Source organism: Bacillus sp. THAF10 (genome assembly GCF_009363695.1).
GTDB lineage: Bacteria > Bacillota > Bacilli > Bacillales > Bacillaceae_I > Sutcliffiella_A.
Genome location: NZ_CP045403.1, coordinates 3,463,355 through 3,489,263 on the forward strand (window position 1 = coordinate 3,463,355; position 25,909 = coordinate 3,489,263).

Annotated in this window: 22 protein-coding genes; 2 read left to right on the forward strand and 20 right to left on the reverse strand. The window is 39.2% G+C overall.

Annotated features, from left to right (window positions below; all coding sequences use genetic code 11):
* Positions 1 to 34 precede the first annotated feature (34 nt).
* From FIU87_RS17915 to FIU87_RS17965, 12 genes are all read right to left on the reverse strand, one after another.
* The gene (locus FIU87_RS17915) at positions 35 to 1,045 is read right to left on the reverse strand and encodes a DUF1646 family protein (RefSeq protein WP_152445832.1); all 1,011 of its coding nucleotides are present in this window, start codon (positions 1,043 to 1,045) and stop codon (positions 35 to 37) included.
* Positions 1,046 to 1,402: 357 nt separating this feature from the next.
* On the reverse strand, positions 1,403 to 1,771 hold the full coding sequence (locus tag FIU87_RS17920; RefSeq protein ID WP_152445833.1) for a DUF2750 domain-containing protein: 369 nt from the start codon (positions 1,769 to 1,771) through the stop codon (positions 1,403 to 1,405).
* A gap of 52 nt (positions 1,772 to 1,823) precedes the next feature.
* The gene (locus FIU87_RS17925) at positions 1,824 to 2,258 is read right to left on the reverse strand and encodes an SRPBCC family protein (protein WP_367643897.1); all 435 of its coding nucleotides are present in this window, start codon (positions 2,256 to 2,258) and stop codon (positions 1,824 to 1,826) included.
* Between the two features lie 322 nt (positions 2,259 to 2,580).
* On the reverse strand, positions 2,581 to 3,747 hold the full coding sequence (locus tag FIU87_RS17930; RefSeq protein WP_152445834.1) for a Ger(x)C family spore germination protein: 1,167 nt from the start codon (positions 3,745 to 3,747) through the stop codon (positions 2,581 to 2,583).
* Positions 3,747 to 5,213, reverse strand: coding sequence for a spore germination protein (locus FIU87_RS17935; protein WP_172971100.1), 1,467 nt, complete (start codon positions 5,211 to 5,213; stop codon positions 3,747 to 3,749). Before FIU87_RS17935 ends, FIU87_RS17930 begins: the two co-directional genes overlap by 1 nt.
* 4 nt (positions 5,214 to 5,217) lie before the next feature.
* A complete protein-coding gene (locus tag FIU87_RS17940; protein ID WP_152445836.1) occupies positions 5,218 to 6,297 on the reverse strand; it encodes an endospore germination permease in 1,080 nt (359 codons plus the stop codon).
* A gap of 152 nt (positions 6,298 to 6,449) precedes the next feature.
* Positions 6,450 to 7,556: a GerAB/ArcD/ProY family transporter gene (locus tag FIU87_RS17945; RefSeq protein ID WP_152445837.1), complete on the reverse strand. Its 1,107-nt coding sequence runs from the start codon at positions 7,554 to 7,556 to the stop codon at positions 6,450 to 6,452.
* Positions 7,557 to 7,603: 47 nt separating this feature from the next.
* Positions 7,604 to 7,837 (reverse strand): hypothetical protein, encoded by a 234-nt coding sequence (locus tag FIU87_RS21300; RefSeq protein ID WP_216647499.1) that lies wholly within the window; start codon positions 7,835 to 7,837, stop codon positions 7,604 to 7,606.
* A 2-nt stretch (positions 7,838 to 7,839) separates the two neighbouring features.
* Positions 7,840 to 9,042, reverse strand: coding sequence for a Ger(x)C family spore germination protein (locus tag FIU87_RS17950; protein WP_152445838.1), 1,203 nt, complete (start codon positions 9,040 to 9,042; stop codon positions 7,840 to 7,842).
* Complete coding sequence (locus FIU87_RS17955) at positions 9,039 to 10,658, reverse strand: spore germination protein (protein WP_152445839.1); 1,620 nt, start codon at positions 10,656 to 10,658, stop codon at positions 9,039 to 9,041. The genes FIU87_RS17950 and FIU87_RS17955 overlap by 4 nt, the downstream gene beginning before the upstream one ends.
* 228 nt (positions 10,659 to 10,886) lie before the next feature.
* Complete coding sequence (locus FIU87_RS17960; protein WP_152445840.1) at positions 10,887 to 12,083, reverse strand: PDZ domain-containing protein; 1,197 nt, start codon at positions 12,081 to 12,083, stop codon at positions 10,887 to 10,889.
* Between the two features lie 91 nt (positions 12,084 to 12,174).
* On the reverse strand, positions 12,175 to 13,653 hold the full coding sequence (locus tag FIU87_RS17965; protein WP_152445841.1) for a S41 family peptidase: 1,479 nt from the start codon (positions 13,651 to 13,653) through the stop codon (positions 12,175 to 12,177).
* 419 nt (positions 13,654 to 14,072) lie between these two features.
* On the opposite strand from FIU87_RS17965, the gene FIU87_RS17970 reads away from it, so the two are divergent.
* Positions 14,073 to 14,516, forward strand: coding sequence for a CHRD domain-containing protein (locus tag FIU87_RS17970; RefSeq protein WP_152445842.1), 444 nt, complete (start codon positions 14,073 to 14,075; stop codon positions 14,514 to 14,516).
* A gap of 75 nt (positions 14,517 to 14,591) precedes the next feature.
* Here FIU87_RS17970 and FIU87_RS17975 read toward each other — a convergent pair whose 3' ends face one another.
* The 7 genes from FIU87_RS17975 to secA all read right to left on the reverse strand — a co-directional run bounded on the left by FIU87_RS17975 (position 14,592) and on the right by secA (position 23,358).
* On the reverse strand, positions 14,592 to 15,908 hold the full coding sequence (locus FIU87_RS17975; protein WP_152445843.1) for a murein hydrolase activator EnvC family protein: 1,317 nt from the start codon (positions 15,906 to 15,908) through the stop codon (positions 14,592 to 14,594).
* Positions 15,909 to 15,986: 78 nt separating this feature from the next.
* On the reverse strand, positions 15,987 to 16,880 hold the full coding sequence (gene ftsX, locus FIU87_RS17980; RefSeq protein WP_152445844.1) for a permease-like cell division protein FtsX: 894 nt from the start codon (positions 16,878 to 16,880) through the stop codon (positions 15,987 to 15,989).
* A complete protein-coding gene (ftsE, locus tag FIU87_RS17985; protein WP_152445845.1) occupies positions 16,870 to 17,556 on the reverse strand; it encodes a cell division ATP-binding protein FtsE in 687 nt (228 codons plus the stop codon). Before ftsE ends, ftsX begins: the two co-directional genes overlap by 11 nt.
* A gap of 569 nt (positions 17,557 to 18,125) precedes the next feature.
* Positions 18,126 to 18,479: a cytochrome c551 gene (gene cccB, locus FIU87_RS17990; RefSeq protein WP_301538636.1), complete on the reverse strand. Its 354-nt coding sequence runs from the start codon at positions 18,477 to 18,479 to the stop codon at positions 18,126 to 18,128.
* Positions 18,480 to 18,523: 44 nt separating this feature from the next.
* A complete protein-coding gene (locus FIU87_RS17995) occupies positions 18,524 to 19,393 on the reverse strand; it encodes a YitT family protein (protein ID WP_172971101.1) in 870 nt (289 codons plus the stop codon).
* A gap of 213 nt (positions 19,394 to 19,606) precedes the next feature.
* Positions 19,607 to 20,705, reverse strand: a protein-coding gene (gene prfB, locus FIU87_RS18000) for a peptide chain release factor 2 (RefSeq protein WP_152445847.1) whose coding sequence is annotated in 2 segments (ribosomal slippage) — positions 19,607 to 20,632 and positions 20,634 to 20,705 — 1,098 coding nt in all. Because the reading frame shifts where the segments join, the coding sequence is not laid out codon by codon here.
* 142 nt (positions 20,706 to 20,847) lie between these two features.
* A complete protein-coding gene (gene secA / locus FIU87_RS18005; RefSeq protein ID WP_152445848.1) occupies positions 20,848 to 23,358 on the reverse strand; it encodes a preprotein translocase subunit SecA in 2,511 nt (836 codons plus the stop codon).
* A 246-nt stretch (positions 23,359 to 23,604) separates the two neighbouring features.
* On the opposite strand from secA, the gene FIU87_RS18010 reads away from it, so the two are divergent.
* On the forward strand, positions 23,605 to 25,080 hold the full coding sequence (locus FIU87_RS18010) for a cell wall-binding repeat-containing protein (protein ID WP_152445849.1): 1,476 nt from the start codon (positions 23,605 to 23,607) through the stop codon (positions 25,078 to 25,080).
* Positions 25,081 to 25,235: 155 nt separating this feature from the next.
* Here the strand turns inward: FIU87_RS18010 and raiA are convergent, their stop codons facing one another.
* Positions 25,236 to 25,796 carry a ribosome hibernation-promoting factor, HPF/YfiA family gene (gene raiA / locus FIU87_RS18015; RefSeq protein WP_152445850.1) on the reverse strand — a complete coding sequence of 187 codons (561 nt, stop codon included), beginning with the start codon at positions 25,794 to 25,796 and terminating at the stop codon, positions 25,236 to 25,238.
* Positions 25,797 to 25,909 lie beyond the last annotated feature (113 nt).

Consider the following 25,909-nt stretch of genomic DNA (forward strand, 5'->3'; position numbering starts at 1 on the left):
GCGGCCAATTTTATAATGGCGCTCCTTTTATTAATTAAAACAAGATAAGGTAATACAACATCATAATCGATAAACCGATCGGTAAACCCACCTTCGCCCAGTCTTTACTGGAAATTCCGAGCTTCCCAGCAGCAATAATGTTTGGAATGTTGCCTGGGACAAGCATGCCGCCACTAATCATCAGTCCCATCAAGATGATATGAACCGCAGAGGGATCTAAATCCGGACTAATTTCTGCTGCCGCCAATGTCGCGTTATCCAAAATTGCCGAAGACATGTTAGACCAGTATAAAACGGAAGGATCGAGCTCTAAGAAATAGGTGGAAACAAACGGCTCAAATCCTGCTCCGAGAAACGTTAATCCCATCACAAAAAAATAAATTTTCAAGCCTCTCACTAAAATATCCTGATAGCTTTCCGTTGGTATTTTTTCACGAAGTCGTAGAAGCTCATCAGGTGTATCTTTTACCAAAACCGCTCCAACCACGGCAAAAATGAGAAGAGCAAAACCAATATCTGTCCCGAGTAACCGCACTAAAAAGAAGAAATCCTCGTTTAATTTGCTAATGGTGACAATGGACAACGGTTCTCCAATCGGTGTCAATGCTGCTCCAAGTCCAATGGAAAAGCAAGATAGGACCGTTAAAAGGGTAGTATTATGCTTGTTTAGGCCCAGCTCCTTCACAATGACCACTAAAATAAGGGCGGCAATGATGGCTGTTATGACGCTTGAAATAAGCCCCAGCAACAATATCATAAAAAAAACAAAGATTCGAAAAGGGGTCTTTCTTTTGATAAAACGAATGGCATGACTCATTGGTCTTTGCAATTGTTTGAAGACAAGTCCTGCAACCAAAACTGCAACAGATATATAAATAGGGTCTGTCGCCGCCACTAAAAACAGTTTGTCACTATACACCCCACTTACCACACAAGCTAACACGCCCATAGCAAGCAAGAACATTTCAAGGTTTTCCTCTACTTTTTTCATCAGTAATGGTCCTAGCAGTACAAGTAGAAATATTAGCATTAGTCCAATATTCATTCATTACACTCCCGCTACCTTGTTATAATTATGAATTAAAAATGAAAGATAACGATTCATGTATATGCAGAAAAAGGACAAACATGCACTTAGAAACATGCAAAAGGTATAGAGGCTTCCCCCTATACCTTAGAAAATTAACGATAAAATTTATGATGCATTTATTCCATCATGAGACTAATAAAAGTTATGAGATAAACCTTACTAAAGAAATTTTTGTGGTTATCTTCTTGATTTACTAATAAAAAATCAAAAAAAAGAGAAACGATTCGATCGTTTCACTAAAGCGTCTCTATTTTACTTGCCGTTCTCGGATAAGGTTGTATCTTTTTTACAATAATTGGTTTATTCGACACGTTATAAATGGCGAAGCATTTCCTTTATTTCCTCACGTTTTTGAATGGTTGTATCATTACCGTTAGGAAATATTGCTGCTGCGCCACCGTCACTTTGAATATCAACTAGTAAATCGTCTATAAAAGTTGAAATTGGCATGTTGAACGCTTCGAATGGATCATCTAATTTGGCAGCCTCCATTTCAGCAAAGCTTCGGCTTGGCCAAACAGGAAGTAGAAATGAAAAGTCATCTTCTTCTTCTAAAAGCAATAAATCGCCATTTTCATCACGTAGTAACCACACTTGTTCATCCGTTGCAACCATCCCATAAAAATATGCCAGTCGTTTTTCAGGAGGACGGTTTAAAATAAATCGTTTAATTAATTTCATATGGGTAATTCCTTTACAATATAGTAGAAATTATCTTTCATTCCTTGCTGTTTCACTTAACCAATGATGCTCTAAGATTGACTCCATACTCCATGTATCCTTTTAAACATGTAAGCATATAAACCCAACCTTCTTTGTTGTCCAATAATTGAGGAATAAGATTATCGTTGTTCACGTCAAACCCTTCTTCCTTAACTTGTACAATTGTACCACCTTTTTCTTCTTGAACGAACAGAATTGTTACCTTATGATTTCCGGCCCACTCAAAGACAATCTTCTTGTCCTCTATCATTTCTTTAATGTTTATATCTCCTTGTGCATCATATTCTTCATATCTTAACGTAACCGTCTTTCCTTCCTCCCACCTCTGTGAACTTGAAGAAAACCAAAAGTTACCTATTTTTTCAGGATTTACAAATGCCTCAAAAATTTCATGTGCGGCCTTGTTAATTCTCATTTGAGATAAGTTATTCATACCATCATCCACTCCCCCTCATTAACCTACTAGCAATTATTTCATAATCTAAAAATTCCTACAATAAGTTATTTTTCATTCAGGCTCAAAATAAAAGGCTGTTTTGGCAAACTTTGTTGCTACTGGGTATAGTTAAGCAACACGTAACTAACGTTGCTGTCGTGCTCTTTTCGTGGAGGAAGTTTTAAAAATGTGGCAACTTTTCTTCGAGTAATGGATGGAAAAAGTCTTAAAGCCGGTTTTTCTTAGGTTTTTAGCAACAATCTTTTAGAAAAGAGCTATATAAAAAGAACGCTAATCCTTGTTACAGGATTGCGCCCTCTTCTAAAAACAATTAATATGAACTATTTCTAGGGGTTTTCATTTTTGATTTACCAGAGGTCTCTATTTGTACTTCGACATTGATCTTTGCAAGGTCTGTTTCATTTAAAAAGAAATTGTTATCTTTTTTAAGCTCTTTCAGAAGCTTTGGATTTTCTTTATACAATTCATAAGATAGGTTGAATAAGTCACTGTTTTCTTCTAAACCAGCTAAGAAGGTATCTTTTATCTCCTTTTCTATCTGCTTTTTTGCCAATTTTGTTAGTTTTTTTATGGATGCAGGTTCTCTCAACTCAATAATGGATGCACTACATTCCACAGATAAATGGAATTGTGCTTTGTTACCCTCCTCCACTATCTTTATATCTGATTTTGGATTAGATATAACAAGTGACGAAACCAATTTATCGTCTTCAAATAAATAAACAGGAGTTCTTACGGTGCCTGGGTAAACCCACCGAAGACCTAGCAACTGTTCGTGGTTAAAAAAACTAAGAAAATCGCCTTTCTTAATGGCTGCTATCCCATTAATCTCAAGAGCTGGGTAGGGCTTTTCATTTTCTAGCCAATTCTCGCTGGTAGTTCCGATATAAGGAAAAATAACTGTTCTACTAGGGTCATACCAATAGCTTAACAATCGATGTAACATAATCGGCTCTATAATAGAATATTGTTCATAAATATCTTTAGGATCACTTAGTTTTGAATAAAAAGGTGAGATACCTAATATAGGTTTTGTGTTAAAAATGCTTTCAATTTCTGACTGTGTCCCAAAAGTATAAATGGTATGTCGTATTTCATTATAACGATTCAATACATCTACAACATCTTCTACTAATCCTTCTTTTTTTAGTGCATTTTCAGTAAACACCAAAGATTTGACATGTCCCCAACTTACTTTTTGTTGGGTGGTTTCGTATAGTTTATCTGTTGCCATATCAAAGGAAAAACCCTCTTCTTTTCCAATCCAATTCGAAGTAGTATCCTTTCTACCTCCTTCTTGTTTTGCTATAGCACCAAATTCGATAAATTGTACGTAAGCTACATACTTATCGTCCTTGTAATCAACGCCAATTGCATGAACATAAAGTGTTTGTTCTAACTCTCTGCCTACACAACTTGTAAGTAAAAACAGGATGAAGAAACAACTTAAGAATTTAATCCAACCATTCTGCTTCATTAATCATTACTTCCTTGTCCATCATTTTTAAGGATAGCGGGCTTATCTTGGTTTTGACCATTTGGTGTTCTGACAAAAATACTTTTAAACTCTTTCAAAATAAAGGGAGAGGCTGGGGATAGATATGGAATATTAAACGATTTTAGGTTTGCCATATAAACTAAAATGAAGAAAAACGAGATTAAATACCCATACAATCCAAAAAAGATCGAAATGAATAGCACAAAGAATCTCAATAATGTGACTGAACCAGCTAAAGTTTGATCGACTAATACATAATTACTGACAACAGATATCCCTACAACAACCAGTACTCCCGGTGCAGTTAAACCTGCACTTATAGCAGCCTGTCCAATGATTAATCCTCCAATAACAGATAAAGTTTGACCTATTGCTTGTGGCAGTCTTGCTCCAGCTTCTCTAAAAATTTCAAAAATGGCGAGCATTATGACCGCCTCTAAGCCTGCACTAAATGGAACACCCTGCCTTGTTAAAACGATAGTCGAGAGCAAAGTATAGGGTATTTGGTCTTGATGAAACGTGGTAATTGCAACCCAAAACCCTGGTAAAAAAATAGAGAAAACAAACCCACATATCCTCAAGATTCTTTCAAGAAAAACAAATGCTAAATGGGTATTAGCATCTTCTGGGGTATTCAATAAAAATGTAAAGTTTATTGGTGCTATAATGGCATTTGGTAAACCATCCAAAAGTAGGATGAATCGCCCATTTAGAAGAGCTTTCGCAGCAAAATCTGGTCTCCCTGTATGAACAAATAAAGGAAATAGGGTTTTTTTCTTCTGTGTCAGAACTTCCTCTAATTGAATGGTGGAGTCAATGTCTGAACTAGAAATACTTTTTATTCTAGACCTAATTTGTTCAATTGTTTCTGGTTCACAATTACTTTCAACATAAAGAAGACCTACTTTATTTTTCATTCGATCACCAATGAAGAATTGTTCATAACAAAGATCATTTGTTCTTAGTCGTTTACGAATAAGTGATACATTGGTAGAGATATCCTCTATTAGACCATCTCTTGGTCCTCTGATGGATACCTCCGTATTTGGCTCTTCAGGTAATCGTTTTGGTGAATCTGATAAATCAATTGAAAGAAGAATGTTAGCAGGTTCAAAAAACAAAAATACTTCTCCGAAGAAAACACGATTTACAATTTCCTTTTCAGTTAGTGGTGATTCCACTTTTTGAAACTGTGGAAAAATTTTCAATAAATCATGTTCGCCTAAATGATGATCATATAGATCTTTTACTTTTGTAAAAACTACTTGTTGAATTGCTTGTTCGTCTGTAAGTCCGTCGCAATAAAAAAGTAACAAACTTTGAAATAATCCCTCTGAATTAACCGGAATTTGTTTAAAACTCACATCATGGCAATTGATAAATATTTCCCTTAGTTGCTTTTCACTTAAAATATTTTCATCTTTTTGAGAGGATTTTTGATACACCAAACTACCTTCTTTCTTTCTTCTTGATAATGACCAATATTGAAATCAATAGAGTAACTACGATTAAGATGGTAAGTTGAGAAGGTAATAAATAATTTTTGATAAATGTATAAAATGATATATCTGAAAAAGGGAACAGATTTGAAGATAAAAAAAGCAAGGATACAACAAGAAGGATTATTCCTCTTTTTTTAGTATCTGTAATGTTTAATAAATCTGGTATTAAAAAAATGGCTAATGATATTCGAATAAATGCTCCACTTAGCCATTGATAAATAGAGAAATAATCGAGATGTTCCACATATGTTCCTAGTGTGACCAATCTCCATTCCTCAAAAGCTGGATAGCGAAACTCTTTTGCTAATTCAGGTCCAAATTCGGAAATCGCACCGGTTAATGGTCCAAAGGTTAAGCCTATCAGAAATACCACTAGAATTAGCACATGGTAAAGTTTAATACTTTTCTTTATTCTATGTTGCATGAGAAGTAGCAGTATAATTTCTATAAACCCTCCTCCTGCTATTACCATACCTTGTAAAACTGGGTCTACACCAAACTCTAAAAACGGTTTTAGAAGAGAGTATTCCTTTTTAGAGATATTAGCAGTCATAACAAAAAAACCTAGCATAACAACAATAGGTAAAACAATACCAGAAGTAACGGCTATAACTCTGATACCGAAAAATGCAGCATAGAAACACAAAACCATTAGCAATAATCCAAGTAAAAAGCTTGAAGATTGAGGTAAATAAGATGTAATGGCCCATGAAACAGTATCTTTATAAGTAACAAATCCGCTTACCAATAAATAAATGCATAACGGAATTACTACAATCCAAGCAACGATAGGACTGTAATTTCTTTTTAGATAAACAAATAAATTCTCTTGATTTGACCATTTCATCAAGAAGAAAACAATGATAGAAAAAAAAAGTAGCAGAATTCCACTTGCAAATACCGAAATCCAAGAATCTCTGCCACCTCTGTCTAGTAACATGGGAATAATTATGACATGGTTTAGTAATCCAATGGAAAGGAGTAATATCATTATTACTTCTAAAGGATTTATTCTTTCACTATTCATCTTTCCACCCTATTTATCTGTGTTTATGGTTATGGTTTACAATACGAAAGAAAAAATACCTCTTTCTTTTCTCACTTCTTGTTAACTTACATAGGTAATCTACTAAGTGTTAATGATTACTCTACCCTCGCTCTCCCATAAGGAATAATGACCTATCCATTCATAGATTCCGTCTTTTTCTTCCTTATAATTGCCATCAGAAATAGGAATATGGGAAGAACGAATCCGAATATCAACGTATACAATTCAAAGGTCGGAGTAAATTCAATTAAATAAGAAGAGTTAGGGAAGATGATCAGGGAAAGCAGAAACAATAGGATGCCTATTGGAAAGGTCATGCTCTTATAGTTCTTCAAGTTGAAGGTATGTGCCAATCCTAATGCAGTGACGTATGTCAGGATGGTCAGCTTCATAAAAACGGTGATGAACCAAATCAAAGCCATCATTGCCTCGATACGTTGAAAAAATCTTCCGATATTGATTCCCTTTGTCAAATCATAGCTTGGATAAATGCTTCTCGCTGTCTCATTGACTCCCATTACCATGACAGATAAGAGGGTTATGATGATCAAGATCCCCCCTCCGATGATGGTCCCTAGAATAAAGCCTTTTTGTGACTGCCTCGGATTGTTGGTGTAAGGGATGATCATCAAAAACACAAACAATTCGAGGAATGGGAACGTAAGGATGGATATGGCTCCCCGGAAAATAGGCTTTGCACCATTTTCAAAGATTGGCTGGATATTTTGAATGTCGATTTTAGGAGAGATGCTTAGAAATAAAACGAGAAAAAGGATGACAACAAAAGGAATGAACACTTCCGTCACCCTTGCAAACACCTCAAGCCCGAGACGTACCGCATAGAGAACGACAGCAAGAAAGATGAGAAGGATTGCATCTATTGGGGTTTCCACCAACATAACAGTTGTCATGAAATCTCCAATATCACGTAAGACGAAGCTTGCCAGTAAAAAGGCAAAGCAACTAAAAAAGACAAAAGATACGGACTTTCCTATCCATTTTCCTAGTAAAGCTTCAAAGATTTGAGCAAGGTTGAGGCCTGGAAAACGGTTTGCAAGCTTACTATATAACCAAATAAACGGAAGCCCAATAGCCAACCCAAGCAGCCCAGCTATCCAGCTGTCCTGTTTTGCACTAAAGGCCAGAGAGGAGGGAATGATCAAAATGGCAGTACCTACTGTATATAAGGATACTAATATGGTAAATTGTCGATTGCTGATCTTCCCTTTTTCAATCATACTATCCCTCTTTTACAAAGGCTGATTTTTTTATTCCCCTGGCGTCGTCAGAAGTTCAATAACTTTTTACTCAATGGCTCAAGCACCAATTTGATTCCATCAAGGGGAGTGGTTATTTCGTAATCTAGGCTATATGCGACCCACAGTAGGAATCCTGCGCTCAACGTGAGATAAAAAATAGAAAACTCCATCTTATTCTTCTTTCTGTTTTTCCAAATCTTTCTCCCGTCAATTAGAATGATAGCTATCGTTATCACGATCGCAATGATAATTCCCCACATATTTATCTACCATCCAACTCACTGATGAAGGAGTTGCTCCTTTTTCCGATTTTCCGAATCGCTACTTTTGTCTTGAGCTCAATGGGCATACTGGCAAATTGCTGATCCCATTCTTTTTCTACCTTTTTCCAATATTTTGGATTGGATCGATGAATATCCTGACCGATGCCAAATACGTCCAACTGATATTCCTTTGCAACTTGAACCGCTTCGGTCATTTTCATTTTGATATCCTCTCCCGCAAGTTTTTCTATCTCCTTAATGGTGTCTTCTTTGGTCAAGTCAATCGGACAGCTAGTATCCCCTAAATTCCCTTCCGCTTTCAATGTAATATTAATTTGGGGCTGACCTCCGGATACAGTACTTTTCCTTTTCTCTTTTGTGCGGAGAAGCTCTATTGATATGTTTCCTTCCTCCCCTTTGGGACAAGGAACCACAACAATCGTACTTTTCACTTTTCCGTTAATATAATTCACACCTTTACTTTCAGCCTCGCTTAACCATCCTTGAAGCTTGTCATTATTAAATATAGCGAAGCTCGTGAAATGAAGTCGGGAAGCCGGATCACTGGATTGGACATTCTCCATCTTTTTCCCAATTTCTGCATCTCCAACTATTTCCACACCCGTGATGACGGGCTGCACTCCTGGAACAACCATCTGTTCAACCAAATCCGCCAGAGTAATTGCCAGTGTCGGCGCCCATGCCCTTTCCGAAGTTTCCAGCTTGGTGTACATGTTCTGTGCAGGAATTTTTTCGACAGGAGGCATGATAGAAACAATGTCCTCCGCTTTTCCACCTTTTGCTATCAAAATGAAAAAATCGGTACGTAACTCTTGGTCTCGAACAAGTAAATCCAGCGATTTGCTAAAGCCATCCTTTGCCAATTCCTCTCCAATCACCACAACTCTCAAATGTGGATAAAAGGTTTTGCGCGGAGCAGTAGTGGTCAATCTTCTGATTGCTTCAAAAAGCGTCTTGCCTTTTTCACTGTATACGATAATCGGTGCACTTGTACCACTGCCCTTGAGGCTAGATATTTCTGCTGGATTCACTAATTGGACAGTTGCTATAAATTGATCTCCGTCCTTGTCAATGCCCAGAGCAGCTGCAATTCCCAATTCTCCAAGCTCCCTGTTATTCCAACATCCTGATGAGATGAGCAAAAAACCAATTGATAAAAGGATTATCCAACGCTTGTTCATGTTTCCTCGCTCCTTTTCCCCGGTTGGACATTCCTTGCAGTTTGTTCACTTTCTCTCCAAATATTCCCCCCGTTTACGAGGCGTGGCCTTGTAAACCTTTTGAATGTGGGCTTCCGCCATAAGGTGTCTTTTTGATCTTCTTTTACGTAAGGAGCTATAGGGGTCATGTAAGGTACCCCGAATGAACGGATGCTGCACAGGTGAAGGGAAAGAATGAATAATCCAAGGGTGATTCCGTACAATCCAAAAGTCGCTGCAAAAATAATGAACCCAAACCTGATAATTCGAACGGAGATCGCCATGCTAAAGGATGGCAAAATAAAATTGGAAATGGCGGTAAGAGAAACAACAATCACCATTGCTGCTGAAACGATTCCTGCCTCTACAGCTGTTTGACCGATAACCAACGCTCCAACAATGGAGATGGTTTGACCAATCGTTTTTGGAAGCCTCACCCCTGCTTCCCTTAGGATTTCCAGTGTGACTTCCATGATTAAAGCCTCTATTACTGCCGGAAAAGGAACACCCTCCCTTTGTGCCGCCAAGTCTATCAACAATGTGCTTGGGAGCATTTCCTGATGAAAATTCGTGAGTGCGATATAAAGGGAGGGTCCGAGAATAGATATGAAGAATGCTATCACCCTGAGGACCCTTAACATACTTGCAATATCCCACCTTTGGTAATAGTCTTCAGCCGATTGGAAGAATTGGGTAAACAAGGCTGGTACTATTAATACAAACGGCGTTCCATCGATAAAGATTGCCACCTTTCCTTCCAACAGTCCTGCAGCAACGACATCTGGCCGTTCAGTATTAAAGACGGTAGGAAAAGGGGTATAGGTTTCATCTTCAATCAGCTCTTCAATATAGCTGCTCTCGAGAACAGAATCAATATCTATCCTTTGTATCCGCTGACGGACCTCTTCGACAATTTTTTCGTTGGCAATGCCTGATAAATGTACAACAGAAACAACGGTCTTTGTAATTCTTCCTACTTGAAATTCTTCCACTCTAAAGGAAGTGTCCTTAATCTTCCTCCTGACCATCGCGGTGTTAGTTCGGATGGTTTCAGTGAATGCTTCCTTCGGTCCTCTTATCACACTTTCTGTTGTAGATTCCGAAACCCCTCTTCCTTTGAAGCCAACCGTATTAATTTGAATCCCAAGAGAGTATCCATCCATTATCAAAAGTGCTTCGCCATTAAGAATTGCGCTTTCCATTTGATGGTTGGTATGGATAATGCCTATCTCACCAAAAGGAAGAAAGGAGTTTTGTATCAACTTGACCATTTCTTCATCTGTTAACCCATCTGCACCAGACTCTAAATTATCCAGCTTGTACATCCAATCTTCCAAGATGCCTTCAATTACCTTTTTATCTACAAGTCCATCAATATACGCTATACAGGCAACAAAGCCTTTTTCGGATTTCATTTGTCTGATTCCAAGGTCAGAGCTGTTCCCGTAAGCAGCTTTGATGTTGGCAATATTCTTTGATAAAAGCTTATCGATTAATGAGGAAGCTTCTTTCGCATCCTCCATCTCTGACTCATTTGTGGACTGATTTGTGGATTTGATAGGTTTTAGTTTTCTTGTTTTCTGTTTAAAAAAAGACATACCATCCACTCCAGGCCATTTTCTTTGTAGTTTGCCTTGGTGCTGTTTTTTTATTCCATTTCAGAAGCAGAACTTTCCATTCTAAACATGATGATAATTACTCTAACCTTATTGCTGAAAATCTAGCTGCCAGTATAGTTTCCATAAACATAAAAAAACGCGGCTGGTTCAAGCGCCCGCCGCGTTTAATTGATAATCTGAAAAGAGAATTTTTCTAATTCTTTACTTTTAACTTACTTCCGTTCGTTTCCACTTCTTCCCTTCTTGAACAAAGAGAAGTCCTAATTCATGATGATCACCTTCATAAAGTGCGGTTTGTGCGAAACGTGCTTCGCCATTTGTATCGACGACTTGTAGCTTACAAAATGCTCTGTTATGCTGAAGTGCTTCATAAAAGCCTGTGACGCTATTGACAGGAACATTATTTACCTTTGTTATGATTTCGCCAATATGGAGATGCATTTTTTCTGCAGGCGTTCCAGGAATGACTCCGAGAATGACTAAGCCATGATCTCGTTGAACAAAAATTGGGTTTTGCTTATCATCCGCAGCTTTTGCTTTGTAATAAAGCCACTCTCGGCCGAAAACAGCAAGAACAGCAGCTAAAATGGCTGCATTTTCCCACCAGTAACTACCAATCCCAGTTAGTAGCACAAGTACACTTAAAAGGATAAGCTGGCTTCCCATTGCTGGAACAGCTTGCACTGGTAGGCTTGCTTTTAGCTGTTGGTAAAAGCCCATGCTAAATGGGACAAGCCAAACTGCCAACGTATGTTCACCCATCTGAAGCACCGGCCACCAGGTGAAAGCAGATTCCACGCCGTTATTGCTAACTGGAACAAATAAAAACAATGGCAAAACCCATACACGCTGGACTATATGTGCCCCAACAGGAAGTCCGCGCTTACTTCGAAACAGCTTTGGCGAGGTTTGATACGGTGCTTGCTTTCGAATCAATATACCTTCTACAACCATGAGAATTCCCAACAATATTACAAAGGTTGGTAAATGTGTTTCTTCAATTGAAGCGAAGAGACTTTGTAGGAATGAATTGCTAACCTTCAAGCTCGGCAACAAAATAACCGCAAATAAGCTAAATCCAAATATGTATGCGGTAGACAGCCAACGAGGCTTAATGAAAAGAGTAAATACAATCGTAAAGATGCTTATGATAGCAATGGTCCCAAATGGAAGAATCACGCCAAGTCCTATTGTGATTATTGAAAGGGCTAGTCCCACTATGAGACTTTTACATGCTTTTTGGAACTCTGTGAGTCCGTATTCTATTCTAATATGAAAATCATAGCGTTCTCTTTTTACACGATAATAGCCAAGCATGACTGCTAAGGCCAACGTGACATATACAACAGGGTGGATAAAGAAACGGCCTATCCCTATAAGTGCTTCCCATAACCATGATTCCATTTGTGAATCACCACCTAAACATGCAAACTTTTCTTATTATTTTATCATAAAAAAGCCAGCCCCAACATAGGCGGGACTGGCATGAAACAAATTATTTAAAGAGTGTCTTCATTGCTTCGAGTAGCTGAACATCGTTTTCCTTCGCTCGCACGGCATCCAGTAGCTTTGCCTGTAGCTGTTCAGCTGTTTTGCTGTCGACCTTTCCTGAAGGTGTGAGGTCATTTTCTGATTGGAATTTCTTCACGGCGTCTTCTGTTCCTTTATTGAAGTAGCCATCCTCACGCCCTGGATCAAAGTCAAGGCCCTTTAGCATCACCTGGACATTTTTCACTTTTTCACTGTTTGTATCTAGCGCTAGTACTTCATCCTCTTCCAAGCTAATCGGATTTGCATAGAAGTATTCCGGCTGCTTCACTTCAACGGTAGGTTTGACACCTTCCTTATGAATCCAGTTTCCGTCAGGTGTTAGCCATTTGTAGAGTGTTAGCTTTAAATTGCTTCCGTCTCCAAGGTCTAGTGCTTGTTGGACGGTTCCTTTACCAAAGGATGCCTCCCCGACGATATCATATCCCCCTGCTTCTTTTAAAGCACCGGCAAGGATTTCAGAGGCGGATGCACTACCTTTGTCAATAAGCGTGACAATTTCATATGGCTTTTTCTCTGTTAGCGAAGAGAAGAAACGCTGCTTTTCTCCATCACGTTGTTCAATTTGCACATATGGCTTATCTTTTGTAACTAGCTCAGAAGCCATCATTTGGACCTGATCTAAAAGTCCACCTGGGTTTCCGCGCACATCAATGACAAGCCCATCAATATTTTGCTCTTCAAGAGCGGCTAGCTGCTTCTTAAAATCTTCCCCTGTATCTTGAGAGAAGGAGGTAATTTGGATGTAGCCTACCTTTTTCCCATCTTGTTCGTACGTATCAGAGTATACTGTTTCAATTGGAATGGTATCACGGGTCACTTCCACATTAAAAGGCTCTTGCACACCTGGACGTTGAATCTGAAGGGTAACAACTGTACCTTTTTTGCCTCGTATTTTTAAAACAGCTTGATACAAGTCTAATCCTTCAATATCTTCCTCATCCACTTTTAGTATTTGATCGTTTGGCTGTAACCCTGCTTTCTCAGCAGGTGAGCCCTTAAATGGTGAGACGATGGTGACCTTCCCATTTTGCATGCCAACCTCTGCTCCAATACCTTCAAAGGAGGATTCCAGTGACTGCGTGAATTGCTCGGCTGTATCTTTATCCATATAAACAGAGTATGGGTCCTCTAGTTGGTCAACCATACCCTGAATGGCACCTTCAATTAACTTATCTGATTCTGTTTCTTCCACATAGCGAGAAGAGATAATTTCATAGGCCTTTTGTATTTTTTCCATGTTCTCGGCTATCTGTTTTGGCGATTCCTTTGGGGCTGCCTGCTCCGAGTCGTTTGTTAAGGGATTTTGCTCCGTTGGCACGGCAGCTGCTGAGTCATGCCCAAGCCACTGAATACCAGCATACATCCCTGCTGCACCAATAAAAATTGATAAAACCATTAATACTGCAACTAGTTTGCGATTCATGAAAGCTCCTCCTCATCCTTTACCACATACCGAACATTTGATATGACGCAATTGTACCATAGCAAGTTGATGGTTGGAAATTATTATATTATGTAGGGATTCTGGCCACGTTCAAATTGCAACAAAAGGCATTACACAGATTAGTGTAATGCCTTTGTAATGGCTATTATATGTGATGCTTGTACGTATTATGTGTACAATATTATGCTTTTACACTAACTAGTAACAAAACACTATTAACTCTCTTTTTCTTTTTTAAATAAAACCATTTTTGATGCATTTTATCCGTTCTTAGCATTTCCCCAAGTCTTCTTTTCTATAGCAAAAAAATAAGATATTCACTAGTACTAGTATCTACACCTATACATATCAAATCTACTTACATAAACTATATTATCTACCAGAATGGAGGTGATTCTATGCTGAAATTTTTTATTGCTAGATTGAGAGGCGAAGAAGAAGTGCCACCTGTTCGAACGAGAGCATTTGGTATTGCAAAATTTGTGGCCAATAAAAAAAGAGATAAATTGAAGTTTTATCTGGAAGTTAATGATATAGAAAACTTTGTCCAGGCACACATCCATTTTGGAAATCGTGGAGTAAATGGACCTGTCCTAGCATTCCTCTTTGGCGCTGATTTGGCTACACTTGCGGAACAAAATGGCATTTCGACACGACGAGGGGTTGTTACCGGAATAATCACAGATGAGGACATTGTACCAAACGATGAAGGAATCGATTCTGTAAAAGATTTAATCAAAGCTATGGAAAAAAAGAAAACGTATGTAAATGTTCATACGGAACAAAATCTGGGTGGGGAAATCAGAGGCCAAATTATTCCTTTAAAATTCCATCACTGTTAGTCAAAAAAAAACACAACTTTGTCACTCGGTATGACAAAGTTGTGTTTTGTTAATCGTGCTTTTGGCAACACAATATTAGAAATTAATGTAGTGAGCAGGGTTAACTGCGTTGGATTTTGATCCGTTCCAAGAGCCTTTGTGAAGCTCAAAGTGTAAGTGAGGACCTGTGGAGAAACCAGTGTTCCCCATATATCCAATTGTTTGACCCTGTGACACGCTTGTACCAGCTGGTAAGCCTTGAGCTTCCAAGTGGGCATACACAGTTGTCCACGTTTGGCCATTGATGTAATGCGTGATGAATACTACATATCCATAGGAGTCAGAATAATAGGATTGGAAGATCGTTCCTGGAGCTGAAGCTACAATAGGAACAGCGCCTGGTTGACCTCTTTTACTAATATCTACTCCAAAGTGATTTCCTCCACGAGTACCAAATGAGTCAGATACTCTGCCTGTAGCTGGACGAATCCACGTACTATTGGATGGTGCTGGTGGTGGAGAAGAAACTGTTTCTGGACTTGAAGAACCACCAGAGTTTGCTTGTTTGGCACGTGCTGCAGCTTCTTCCGCTTTTCTGCGTTCTTCTGCTTTTCTGCGCTCTTCTGCTTCTCTTCTCGCTCTTTCTTCTGCTGCCTTAATTTCCGCACGAATTGCTTTTTCTTGAGCAGCAAGTACTTCTGCTTCGTTTTCTAATTCATAAATTTGTGATTGTGTTTCTTCCACTTTAATAACAAGCTTGTGCATTACTTTATCTTTTTCTTTGATTTGGCTTTGCAGCTCAGCTTCCATATTTTCTAAATCGACTAATTGTTGTTCAAGGGACAATAATTGTTCCCGGACTTCTTGCTCTTTTTCTTCAAGTAGCTTCAAGTCATCTTGATGAGCTTTTAGAATATCACGATCTGCTTGTACAATGGTTGCTACCGCTCCAACACGGTCAATAAAATCACCAAAGCTTTGTGCACCTAGTAAAACATCTAAATAGTTTACGGCTCCTCCACCCTCTTGGAAGGAACGAGCGCGATCTTCTAGAAGCTCATTTCTCTTTTCAATTCTTTCTTTAAGGACCTTGATTTCTTCTTTTAACTTTTCAATTTCCTTACGAGTTGTGTCGATTTCTTCTTTTTTGGCACTGATTTTACCTTTTGTCTCAGAAACAGCTAGGTCTAAGCGCTTAATTTCTTGCTCGAGATCTTTTTTCTCAGCTTCAAGCTCTTTTACCTCTTCTTGTTTTTTCGATTTAGTAGAATCATTGTTCCATCTTTGCTTTTTTACATCTTCCAGTCGTTCCTGCATTTCATTGGCAGATACCTTTTCTGTTAGACCGGAAGAGAAAAATCCAGAAAAGCCAATAACTGCGGCAATAGCAACGATACCAAACTTTCTTCTCATCCCTTACTTCCCCCTAAGCTTAAATCCCTTCTTCAGGAGCAACCCCGCCCCTGAAGAATCTCTTTTTATTTGATAAATCTATACCTTTAGGAATTTGCGAACAGACATCATACTTCCCCAAACACCGATAAATGCTCCAATCGCCACCAGTATGGCAATGACCTGGAATGCAAATGGGTAGAAAGGAAGTAATTGAATAAATGTGCCTTGCACTCTTGGTTGTATTAAATCTATTAAATAATAGTAGGATGTTAGGATAAGTCCAATAGGAACAAGAGATCCCAGAACTCCCAGCCACAACCCTTCTAAGAAAAATGGCCAACGGATAAATCCGTTTGTTGCTCCAACAAGCTTCATAATTTCAATTTCTTTTCTTCTTGCAAAAATAGTAATCTTAATGGTGTTGGATATTAAGAACATCGCGGTAAAAACAAGGCCAAGAATGAGGGCAAGTCCTATGTTTCTTGCAATCTCAAACACTTTGAAAAGTCTTTCTACCGTTTCCGCTCCATAAATGACCTTATGGGTATGGTCAAAGCTGTCAATTTTTTTTGCAACCTTTATGGTGTCTTGAGGAGTGGAGGTTTTTACGATAAAGACATCGTACAGCGGGTTATTCTGTTCAAACAGTTCAAACGCACTGCCATCCTCACCAAAGCTGTCCACTAAGCTTTTTAGCTCATTTTCTTTAGAAGAGAAATCTACTGTTTCTACTTCGGATAAATTGGTGATTTGCTCTCTCAATTTGTCTTGATCAGCTTTTTCTGCCGTTAGATCAATATGAACTTTGATTTGTACATCATTTTCAATTTCAGATGCAACATTATTCAAGTTCATCATCAGGACAAGAAATACACCAACAAGCAAAAGTGTTACCGTTACAGCACTGACGGATGCAAAGGTCATCCAGCCATTACGCGCCAAGCTTTTTCCGCTTTCCTTTAGGTGCCTTGACAGAGTTCTAGGCTTCATAACCATAGTCCCCCTCTGCCTGGTCACGCGCGATCCTTCCATTTTCAATTGCAATTACACGCTTCTTGATGGTGTTAACAATCTCTCTGTTGTGCGTAGCCATTACTATTGTTGTGCCTTTGTTGTTGATTTCTTCAAATATGCTCATAATTTCCCATGATGTGTCAGGATCAAGGTTCCCTGTTGGCTCATCGGCAATCATCACTTTTGGGTTATTTACAATGGAACGTGCGATAGAGATACGTTGCTGTTCTCCACCTGAAAGCTCATTTGGAAGATGACGGGCCTTGTGCTTGAGCTTTACAAGGTCTAACACTTCCATTACACGCTTCTTAATATTTTTCGGGCTTTCTTCAATTACCTCAAGCGCAAAAGCTACATTTTCATAAACCGTTAGCTGCGGTAAAAGCTTGAAGTCCTGAAAGACAACTCCGATGTTTCTTCTTAAAATTGGAACTCGCTTTTCTTTAAGCTTTGAAAGATTTACTCCATCTATAATAATGCTTCCGCTAGTTGGTTTTTCTTCACGGTACATCATTTTGATGAAGGTGGACTTTCCTGCTCCACTCGGTCCCACTACATAAACAAACTCGCCTGGTTTAATTTTTATATTGATACCATCCACAGCTTGTACGCCGTTTGGGTATTTTTTAAAAACATCTTGCATTTCAATCATTTAATCACCTTTTGGGTAAAAATTTGAATCTCATTGCAAATCCCAGCGTTTCGACATTTTTCTCCTTGGGATGTATGTAAAAGCAATAAGGGAAATCTCCATATACCGCATTTCGTCATTGCGTATGTATATTAAAACTAAAATTTCCGCATAAATTCACTCTATTATTATAGCATCTATTTCGACAAAATAAGAGTATTTATTATTACAGTTTCTTTTCATTTCTGATATAACATTGGAAATAGAGGGGGTTGTTTCCTGTTTTTAGGAAAGGTGTCGAAATATAATGTCGGTTTTCAACGGAAAAAGAGAGAGAGTTTCATTCAAGCAAAAGGCTGTTTTCGTAAACTTTGTTGCTACTGCGTAAAGTTAAGCAACACGTAATCGACATTGCTGTCGTGCTCTTTTCGTAGAGGAAGTTTTAATTATGTGGCAACTTTTCTTCTAATAATAACTGGAAAAAGTCTAAAAGCGGATTTTTTCCTAGTTTAATAGCAACAAGCTTTTAGAAAAAAGCGAAGCAAAAAAATTAGGACCTTCCGTTTTGTCGGAAAGTCCATTCTTTTCGCTTATTTATGCTCTGCTAACCAGCCTGCAAGTGTTGCCGCTTCATTTTCATCATTAATTACTACCGGCATAGATCCTTTACCATTTAAAATGATGTTTTTAATTTCTTCCTCACTATATTTACTGCCGACTTTTTGAAGGCTTGGTCCGCTACCACCCTCCATGTTTCCGCCGTGACAGCCAATACAGCTTTGATTAAACAGCTCTTCTGCTTCAGCATTTTCTACCATCGCGAACTCGCCGTCACCTGATGTTTCCTTGCCTTCATTTCCACCGCCACCACAAGCAGCTAAAGTAATTAAGGATGTGCCTAAAACAAATGCCATAAAGTACTTTTTCAAAGATAAGTCCCCCATTCAGAGATGTAATTATTACCAAGAATGGTTATATTATAACCTAATTACTCTCTTTTAAAACCCTCTCCAAGTACCTCAGAAGCGTTCGTTACAACGACAAAGGCAGACGGGTCAATGGTGCGCACCACTTGTTTCAATTTTGTGAATTCTGTTTGGTCCACCACACACATTAAAACAGGAAGTTCCGTTTCTGTATAACCGCCATATGCAGAGAGCTTCGTAACTCCTCTGTCAATTTTCGTAAGAATTGCAGCTTTTACTTCTGCTTCTTGCTTGGTAATGATGATTGCCATTTTCGAATAACCAAGACCTACCTGAACAAAATCAATCGTTTTACTTGTCACAAAGAGACCAATCAATGCATACATTCCAAGCTCTAAATTAAACACAAATGCAGATGAAATGACGATAAGGCCATCAATAATTGCCACACATGCACCAAGCGTCAAGCCTGTATACTTGTGAATGATTTGCGCAGCAAGGTCTGTTCCCCCAGTGGATGCACGCCCACGAAAAACAAGACCTAAACCGAGTCCGACCCCGATTCCACCAAATAAACTACCGAGTAGCGGGTCCTTTGTAGCAGGGTCCATTCCACTTGTCCAAAGAACGATGAGCGGTAAAGTAATGGTTCCTACTAAGGTCTTTAGTCCAAACTGCTTTCCTAATAAAAATACCCCTGCTAAGAAAAGAGGAATATTAAAGCACAATTGCACAATCCCTGGCTCCCAGCCAATGACAGCATCGAGTATGGTACTGATTCCACTTACTCCACCAGAAGCAACCCTGTTAGGTAGCAAGAACAAGTTAAACGCCAAAGCCACAATGGCAGAACCGAGGATAACATATGTATATTCTTTTACACGCTGATATAGAGGATTTACTGTATACCCATTTCTATTTTTACGACTCACGTTGATGAACCTCCAAAGAAGCATTTTTAACACATAACGAGCAAGAGTATAGCACGGGTTCATGCGGGTGTAAATGGCATTGATATAACGTGGTAAAGCGTTAAATAATAAGGGTTGTGATGGTTTGTACTTAGTTTTTCCTATTGAAGTGGGGATATGCGAAGACAGAAAAAACACCCTTAAGCAAAATGCTAAAGGGTGTTATATCTCCTATTACAATTTTGAACGCAAATATGCATCAATGAATGGATCTAAATCGCCGTCCATCACTGCTTGCGTATTACCGACCTCGAAACTTGTTCGATGATCTTTTACCATAGAATATGGATGGAACACGTAAGAACGGATTTGCGAGCCCCAGCCGATATCTTTTTGTTCGCCACGAATTTCATCGAGCTCCGCTTGTTGCTCATCCAGCTTCTTTTGATAAAGTTTAGCCTGCAACATTTTCATCGCACGCTCACGGTTCTTAATTTGCGAACGTTCCGTTTGGCAGGTTACGACTACTCCTGTTGGCGTGTGAGTGATACGAACAGCAGAGTCGGTGGTGTTGATGTGCTGTCCACCCGCACCACTTGCGCGATACGTATCAATTTTCAAGTCTTCTGTGCGAATATCAATTTCAATATTGTCATCAAATTCCGGCATTACTTCACAGGAGACAAAGGAAGTATGACGGCGCCCGGAGGAGTCAAACGGCGAGATGCGCACAAGGCGGTGTACACCTTTTTCTGCTTTTAAATATCCATAGGCGTTATGCCCTTTGATTAACAAGGTAACACTCTTGATACCAGCTTCATCACCTGGAAGGTAATCGAGTGTTTCGACTTTAAAGCCTTTACGCTCTGCCCAGCGCGTGTACATGCGAAGGAGCAAGGAGCCCCAGTCCTGCGATTCCGTACCACCTGCTCCTGGGTGCAGTTCTAAAATGGCATTGTTTTTATCATGCTCGCCACTTAGTAATAATTGAAGCTCAAATTTATTAAAATCTTCAGCTACCGTTTTTATCTCACTTGCCAGTTCTGCTTGAAGGTCAGCATCTGGCTCTTCTTTTACAAGCTCATATGTTAACTGCAGGTTTTCATAGTTCTCGCTTAATTCATGAAACTGCGCTACTGGTTCTTTCATTGCATTTGCTTCATTAATTATCGCTTGAGCCTCATTTTGATTGTTCCAAAATTCCGGATTGGACATTTCATTATCTAACTCTGCAATACGGCGTTCCTTTGCCTCTAAGTCAAAGGGACCCCCTAAATTCAACTAATCGCTTAGCCATTTTTTCTAACTCGTGCCGAATTTCTACTAATTCCATTTCCTTCACCTCATAATTTCTTTCCTGTGTTTTCTGACAGGGCAACTAATACCTTATCATATCGTATTTAAATGAAATAAAAAAGTACCTAGGAAAAAGAAAAGCAGAGCTTAATTAGCCCCACTTTTCTTAGCTGCTTTGGTTATTTGCCGCAGCAGTTTTTATATTTTTTGCCACTTCCACAAATGCATGCGTCATTACGGCCAACATCCATTGCTTTCTTCATTGGCTTTTTCTTAGGAGGCTCTCCGCCGCCTTCTTTCGGTTGCACCGCTTGGCCTTTCGCCACTTCTTCACGCTTTAGGTTGTTGCGGATTTGCGCTTTCATCACATACTTCGCCACATCTTCCTCTATCGCTGCAATCATGGCTTCAAACATTGCAAAGCCTTCAAATTGATATTCACGGAGCGGGTCGATTTGTCCGTATGCACGCAGGTGAATACCTTGACGAAGCTGATCCATCGCATCGATATGATCCATCCACTTGCTATCCACTGCACGCAAGACAACAACTTTCTCAAATTCGCGCATTTGCTCAGGAGAAAGCTCAAGCTCTTTTTCACTGTAGCGCATCTTAACTTTTTCAATAATAATTTCTGAAATTTCCTCTGGCTCTTTACCACGAATATTGTTTAGTGTAACATCGCCCTCTTCAAGAAGGTTTGCATCCACATAATCGATGATTCCTTGCAGGTTCCAATCCTCTGGCACCTCATCTTTCGGCGTGTAAAGACCCACTTGACGCTCAATAGCAGAAACAAGCATTCTTTCCACCACTTCACGAAGGTTTTCAGAATCGAGTACTTCAAAACGCTGCTTGTAAATTACTTCACGTTGTTGACGCAGAACATCGTCGTATTGCAGAAGCTGCTTACGTGCATCAAAGTTATTTCCTTCCACACGTTTTTGAGCAGATTCTACCGCACGAGACACCATCTTACTCTGGATAGGCTGGGTATCATCCATCCCTAAACGTTCCATCATCGTTTTCATGTTGTCAGAGCCAAAGCGACGCATCAGCTCATCTTCCATTGAAAGGTAGAATTGCGTAACACCAGGGTCTCCCTGACGACCAGAACGACCACGAAGCTGATTATCAATACGGCGGGACTCATGACGCTCAGTACCTACAACTGCAAGACCGCCTACTTCCTTCACACCTTCGCCAAGCTTAATATCGGTACCACGTCCGGCCATGTTGGTCGCGATGGTGACCGCACCTTTTTGCCCTGCATCTAAAATAATATCCGCTTCACGTGCGTGGTTTTTTGCGTTTAGAACATTATGCTTAATGCCGCGTTTCGTAAGTAATTTTGAAATCACTTCCGACGTTTCAATCGCTACGGTACCAACTAGTACTGGCTGACCATTTTTGTTACGCTCAGCAATATCATCGGCAACGGCATTAAATTTACCTTCAATTGTTTTGAAGATAAGGTCTGCACGGTCATCACGAATGATTTCCTGATTTGTAGGAATGGCAACAACGCTCATATTGTAAATATTACGGAACTCTTCTTCCTCTGTTTTCGCTGTACCAGTCATCCCTGAAAGCTTTTCGTACATACGGAAGTAGTTTTGGAACGTGATCGTTGCAAGAGTCATGCTTTCGTTCTGGATATCTAAGCCTTCTTTAGCTTCAATTGCTTGGTGCAGACCATCAGAATAACGACGTCCCTTCATTAAACGACCGGTAAACTGGTCAACAATGACAACCTCGCCTTCCTGAACAACATAATCCACATCGTTTTGCATCGTGACATGCGCTTTTAATGCTTGATTGATATGATGGTTGATGGAAACATTCGAAATATCATAAAGGTTTTCAATACCAAATGCTTTTTCCGCCTTCGTAATACCGTCCTCTGTTAGCTGTACTCCCTTTGTTTTTACATCATACGTGTAGTCCACATCCTGCCCGAGCGTGCGAGCAAACGCATTTGCCTGCAGATAGAGCTTGGCTGATTTTTGAGCACTACCTGAAATAATCAATGGCGTACGTGCTTCATCAATCAAAATGGAGTCCACCTCATCTATGATGGCATAGTGAAGCGGGCGTTGTACCATTTGTTCCTTGTACAGCACCATATTGTCACGAAGATAGTCAAAGCCAAATTCGTTATTTGTTCCATAAGTTATGTCTGCCTTGTAGGCTTCAATTTTTTCATCACGGGAAAGACCATTTAGGTTAAGACCAACTGTTAAACCAAGGAATTCATAAAGCTGTCCCATTTCCGTCGCATCACGGCTTGCCAAGTATTCGTTGACCGTAACAACATGGACGCCTTTTCCAGTGATTGCATTTAAGTAAACAGGCATGGTCGCCGTTAGCGTTTTACCTTCCCCAGTTTTCATTTCGGAGATGTTCCCTTCATGTAAGGCAACGCCCCCCATTAACTGAACTTTATAAGGATAAAGCCCCAACACACGCTTAGACGCTTCACGGACTACCGCAAAAACCTCCACAAGCAAATCATCAAGACTTTCCCCTTTTTCATAGCGACCTTTAAATTCAGCCGTTTTTTCACGTAGCTGCTCATCGCTTAATTTTGCTACATCACCACTAAGGGAATCAATCTGATCTGCCATCTTATCCAAACGCTTTAATTGACGCTTATTCATATCAAATACTTTATTCAGTAAACCAAGCATACAAACGCTCCTCTGTAACTATAGTCGTATAGCCAATTTAATATATAAATTTTAACACTTATTAGGGGGAGGTACAACATATTGCCAAGTCTAAGCCCCACAAAGTCCTATATTTCATTGTAATTAGAACTTGTCAAGAAGATTTTTGTCGAATGATAGAAAATTTTCTGTATTCCTTTTTTAGTAAACTCCCTTTATAATCAATCTGTCATAAAAAATACTAGACAAAATCGGAGGAACCAAAACGTGTTGAAAAGCAAATTTTTTGTCGTTGTTCTAGCCTTTGTTTTTGCTTTATCATCTTTGGGGGCAACTTATACCCATGCAAGCAGCTCTTACTTTGCTGATGCGAACCTCGAAACTGCTGTAAAAGACAGCCTTGATGTGGACACACTAACGGAGGAAAGCTTTGCTGAGTTTTTCGAGCTAAATGCAACGGATTATGGAATTACTAGTTTACAAGGTTTAGAGACTCGTGGGACAAACCTTGAGTATGTATCATTAGATAATAACAAAATTAAAGATGTTTCACCTCTTCAAAAACTAACAAATATTGGATTTTTAGACCTTTCCTTTAATGCTATCGAGAACATTAAACCATTGGTTGGTCTTTCTGAAACATTCCTTTTCTTGTCATACAACAACATTTCAGATTTATCAGCTTTTAAAGGGAAAAAATCTGTTTTACTTGACCTTTCCGGAAACAACATAACAGACCTTTCTCCATTGAAAGATGTAAAAGAAGGTTTCATTGATATTTCAGAAAATCCATTGAATGAAGCGTCACTTGCACTTATTAAGGAACTTGAGAATCAGGATGGTTTAACCATTTTCCATGATGGTTCTAAATTCGTTGACCGCCTTTCAGGTAAATCTAGATTTGAAACAGCAGTTGCTATTTCAGAATCTATTTGGTTTGAAGCTGATACAGTTGTCATTGCAAACGGTTTAAACTTTCCTGATGCTCTTGCAGGTGGACCACTTGCTTACTCTCTAAATGCACCAATCTTATTAACTCGCCCAGATTCTTTGCACGCTGCAACAAAGGACGAGATTCTACGTCTAGGTGCAAAAAATGTAGTCATCCTTGGTGGCGAGGCAGCAATTTCTAAAAAAGTTGAAAATCAACTAAAAGCATTAAGCAAAAACATGTCTGTTAAACGTATTGCCGGTGCTGACCGCTATGAAACTGCAAAGAAAATTGCAGATGAAATGGGCACAAAACATGAGGAAGTAGTAGTCGTAAGTGGCAGAAACTTCCCTGATGCTCTTTCCATTGCACCTTATGCAGCAATGAATAATCTACCAATTTTGTTGGTTGCTCCTGATAAGGTTCCTGCTTCAACAAAAACAGTTTTAAAAAATGCATCTAACACACTTGTAATTGGTGGTTACGCAGCTGTTGGTAAAAGCCTAGAAAAACAATTCAAAAATCCATATCGTATTTCTGGTGCAAACCGCTATGAAACTGCTGCGCTAGTTATGGAAGAATTAGAAATGGACCCAACTTACGTTTACGTAGCGAACGGTCGTGGATTTGCCGATGCATTAACAGGATCTGTACTTGCAGGCATGTTTGAATCTCCTTTACTATTGGTAAATCCTGACGAAGCTCCTGAAGCTACTATGGATGTAGTAGAAGCTTACAATATCAACAACTTTACGATTCTTGGTGGAGAAGCTTCTGTACCTGAGTTTGTGGTTGAGCAACTTTTAAGATAATTTTTGAAAAAACTCTGCTTCCTATTTAGGTGGCAGAGTTTTTTATTTCGACATTATTTCCTAAGAAATTTAGACAAATGATTCATAGGCAAATTTTGCAAGGACCATAGCAAGGGCCATATTAAAAGGGACCCATAGTTAGGGTCCCTTGTTTATTAGTAGGATTCAATTAAACCATATTTTCCGTCATTTCGTTTGTACACCACATTTGTTTCGTTCGTTTCCGCATTCAGGAATACGAAGAAGTTGTGACCAAGTAAGTTCATTTGTAGGATGGCTTCCTCGCTATCCATTGGCTTCAAGTTGTAGCGCTTCGTACGAACTAAATCTGCTTCGTCTTCTTCATCCGCCACCGCTACACTCGCTGGAGCACCGTTATCAATAACTTCGTTAAACAAGTATTTAGGCGATCCCGTATCTCTCAGCTTACGGTTCACCTTGGTTTTATGTTTTCGGATTTGTCTTTCTAATTTATCTACGACAAGGTCAATCGCTGCGTATAAATCTTCGTGACTTTCTTCTGCTCGTAAGACAAGGCCTGTCATAGGAATGGTTACTTCAATTTTTTGTTGGTTGTTGTAAACTTTCAAGTTTACTTTACTTTCTGCATTGTCAGTGGAATCAAAATAGCGTTCAATCTTTCCGATCTTATTTTCTACATAATCCCGGATTGCTGGAGTTACCTCAATGTTTTCGCCGCGAACGTTGTACTTCATAAATCGAACTCCTCCTTTTGTTCCTGTCTGGACAATAAACTCGCCAAACATTCAGCCTACAAATTCCTTCCAATGTTAACGGAAGGTTAAGCTTATTTAAAAGCTATGTAAAC

Excerpts from the sequence above, each read along its gene's own strand:
- ftsX (WP_152445844.1), bottom strand. The coding sequence starts at position 16,880 with ATGAAGCCTAGAACTCTGTCAAGGCACCTAAAGGAAAGCGGAAAAAGC.
- FIU87_RS17975 (WP_152445843.1), bottom strand. The coding sequence starts at position 15,908 with ATGAGAAGAAAGTTTGGTATCGTTGCTATTGCCGCAGTTATTGGCTTT.
- FIU87_RS21300 (WP_216647499.1), bottom strand. The coding sequence starts at position 7,837 with ATGTGGGGAATTATCATTGCGATCGTGATAACGATAGCTATCATTCTA.
- secA (WP_152445848.1), bottom strand. The coding sequence starts at position 23,358 with ATGCTTGGTTTACTGAATAAAGTATTTGATATGAATAAGCGTCAATTA.
- FIU87_RS17940 (WP_152445836.1), bottom strand. The coding sequence starts at position 6,297 with ATGAATAGTGAAAGAATAAATCCTTTAGAAGTAATAATGATATTACTC.
- ftsE (WP_152445845.1), bottom strand. The coding sequence starts at position 17,556 with ATGATTGAAATGCAAGATGTTTTTAAAAAATACCCAAACGGCGTACAA.
- FIU87_RS17950 (WP_152445838.1), bottom strand. The coding sequence starts at position 9,042 with ATGAACAAGCGTTGGATAATCCTTTTATCAATTGGTTTTTTGCTCATC.
- FIU87_RS17965 (WP_152445841.1), bottom strand. The coding sequence starts at position 13,653 with ATGAATCGCAAACTAGTTGCAGTATTAATGGTTTTATCAATTTTTATT.
- FIU87_RS17945 (WP_152445837.1), bottom strand. The coding sequence starts at position 7,556 with ATGATTGAAAAAGGGAAGATCAGCAATCGACAATTTACCATATTAGTA.
- FIU87_RS17920 (WP_152445833.1), bottom strand. The coding sequence starts at position 1,771 with ATGAAATTAATTAAACGATTTATTTTAAACCGTCCTCCTGAAAAACGA.
- FIU87_RS17970 (WP_152445842.1), top strand. The coding sequence starts at position 14,073 with ATGCTGAAATTTTTTATTGCTAGATTGAGAGGCGAAGAAGAAGTGCCA.
- cccB (WP_301538636.1), bottom strand. The coding sequence starts at position 18,479 with ATGGGGGACTTATCTTTGAAAAAGTACTTTATGGCATTTGTTTTAGGC.
- FIU87_RS17915 (WP_152445832.1), bottom strand. The coding sequence starts at position 1,045 with ATGAATATTGGACTAATGCTAATATTTCTACTTGTACTGCTAGGACCA.
- FIU87_RS17955 (WP_152445839.1), bottom strand. The coding sequence starts at position 10,658 with ATGTCTTTTTTTAAACAGAAAACAAGAAAACTAAAACCTATCAAATCC.
- FIU87_RS17960 (WP_152445840.1), bottom strand. The coding sequence starts at position 12,083 with ATGGAATCATGGTTATGGGAAGCACTTATAGGGATAGGCCGTTTCTTT.
- FIU87_RS17930 (WP_152445834.1), bottom strand. The coding sequence starts at position 3,747 with ATGAAGCAGAATGGTTGGATTAAATTCTTAAGTTGTTTCTTCATCCTG.
- raiA (WP_152445850.1), bottom strand. The coding sequence starts at position 25,796 with ATGAAGTACAACGTTCGCGGCGAAAACATTGAGGTAACTCCAGCAATC.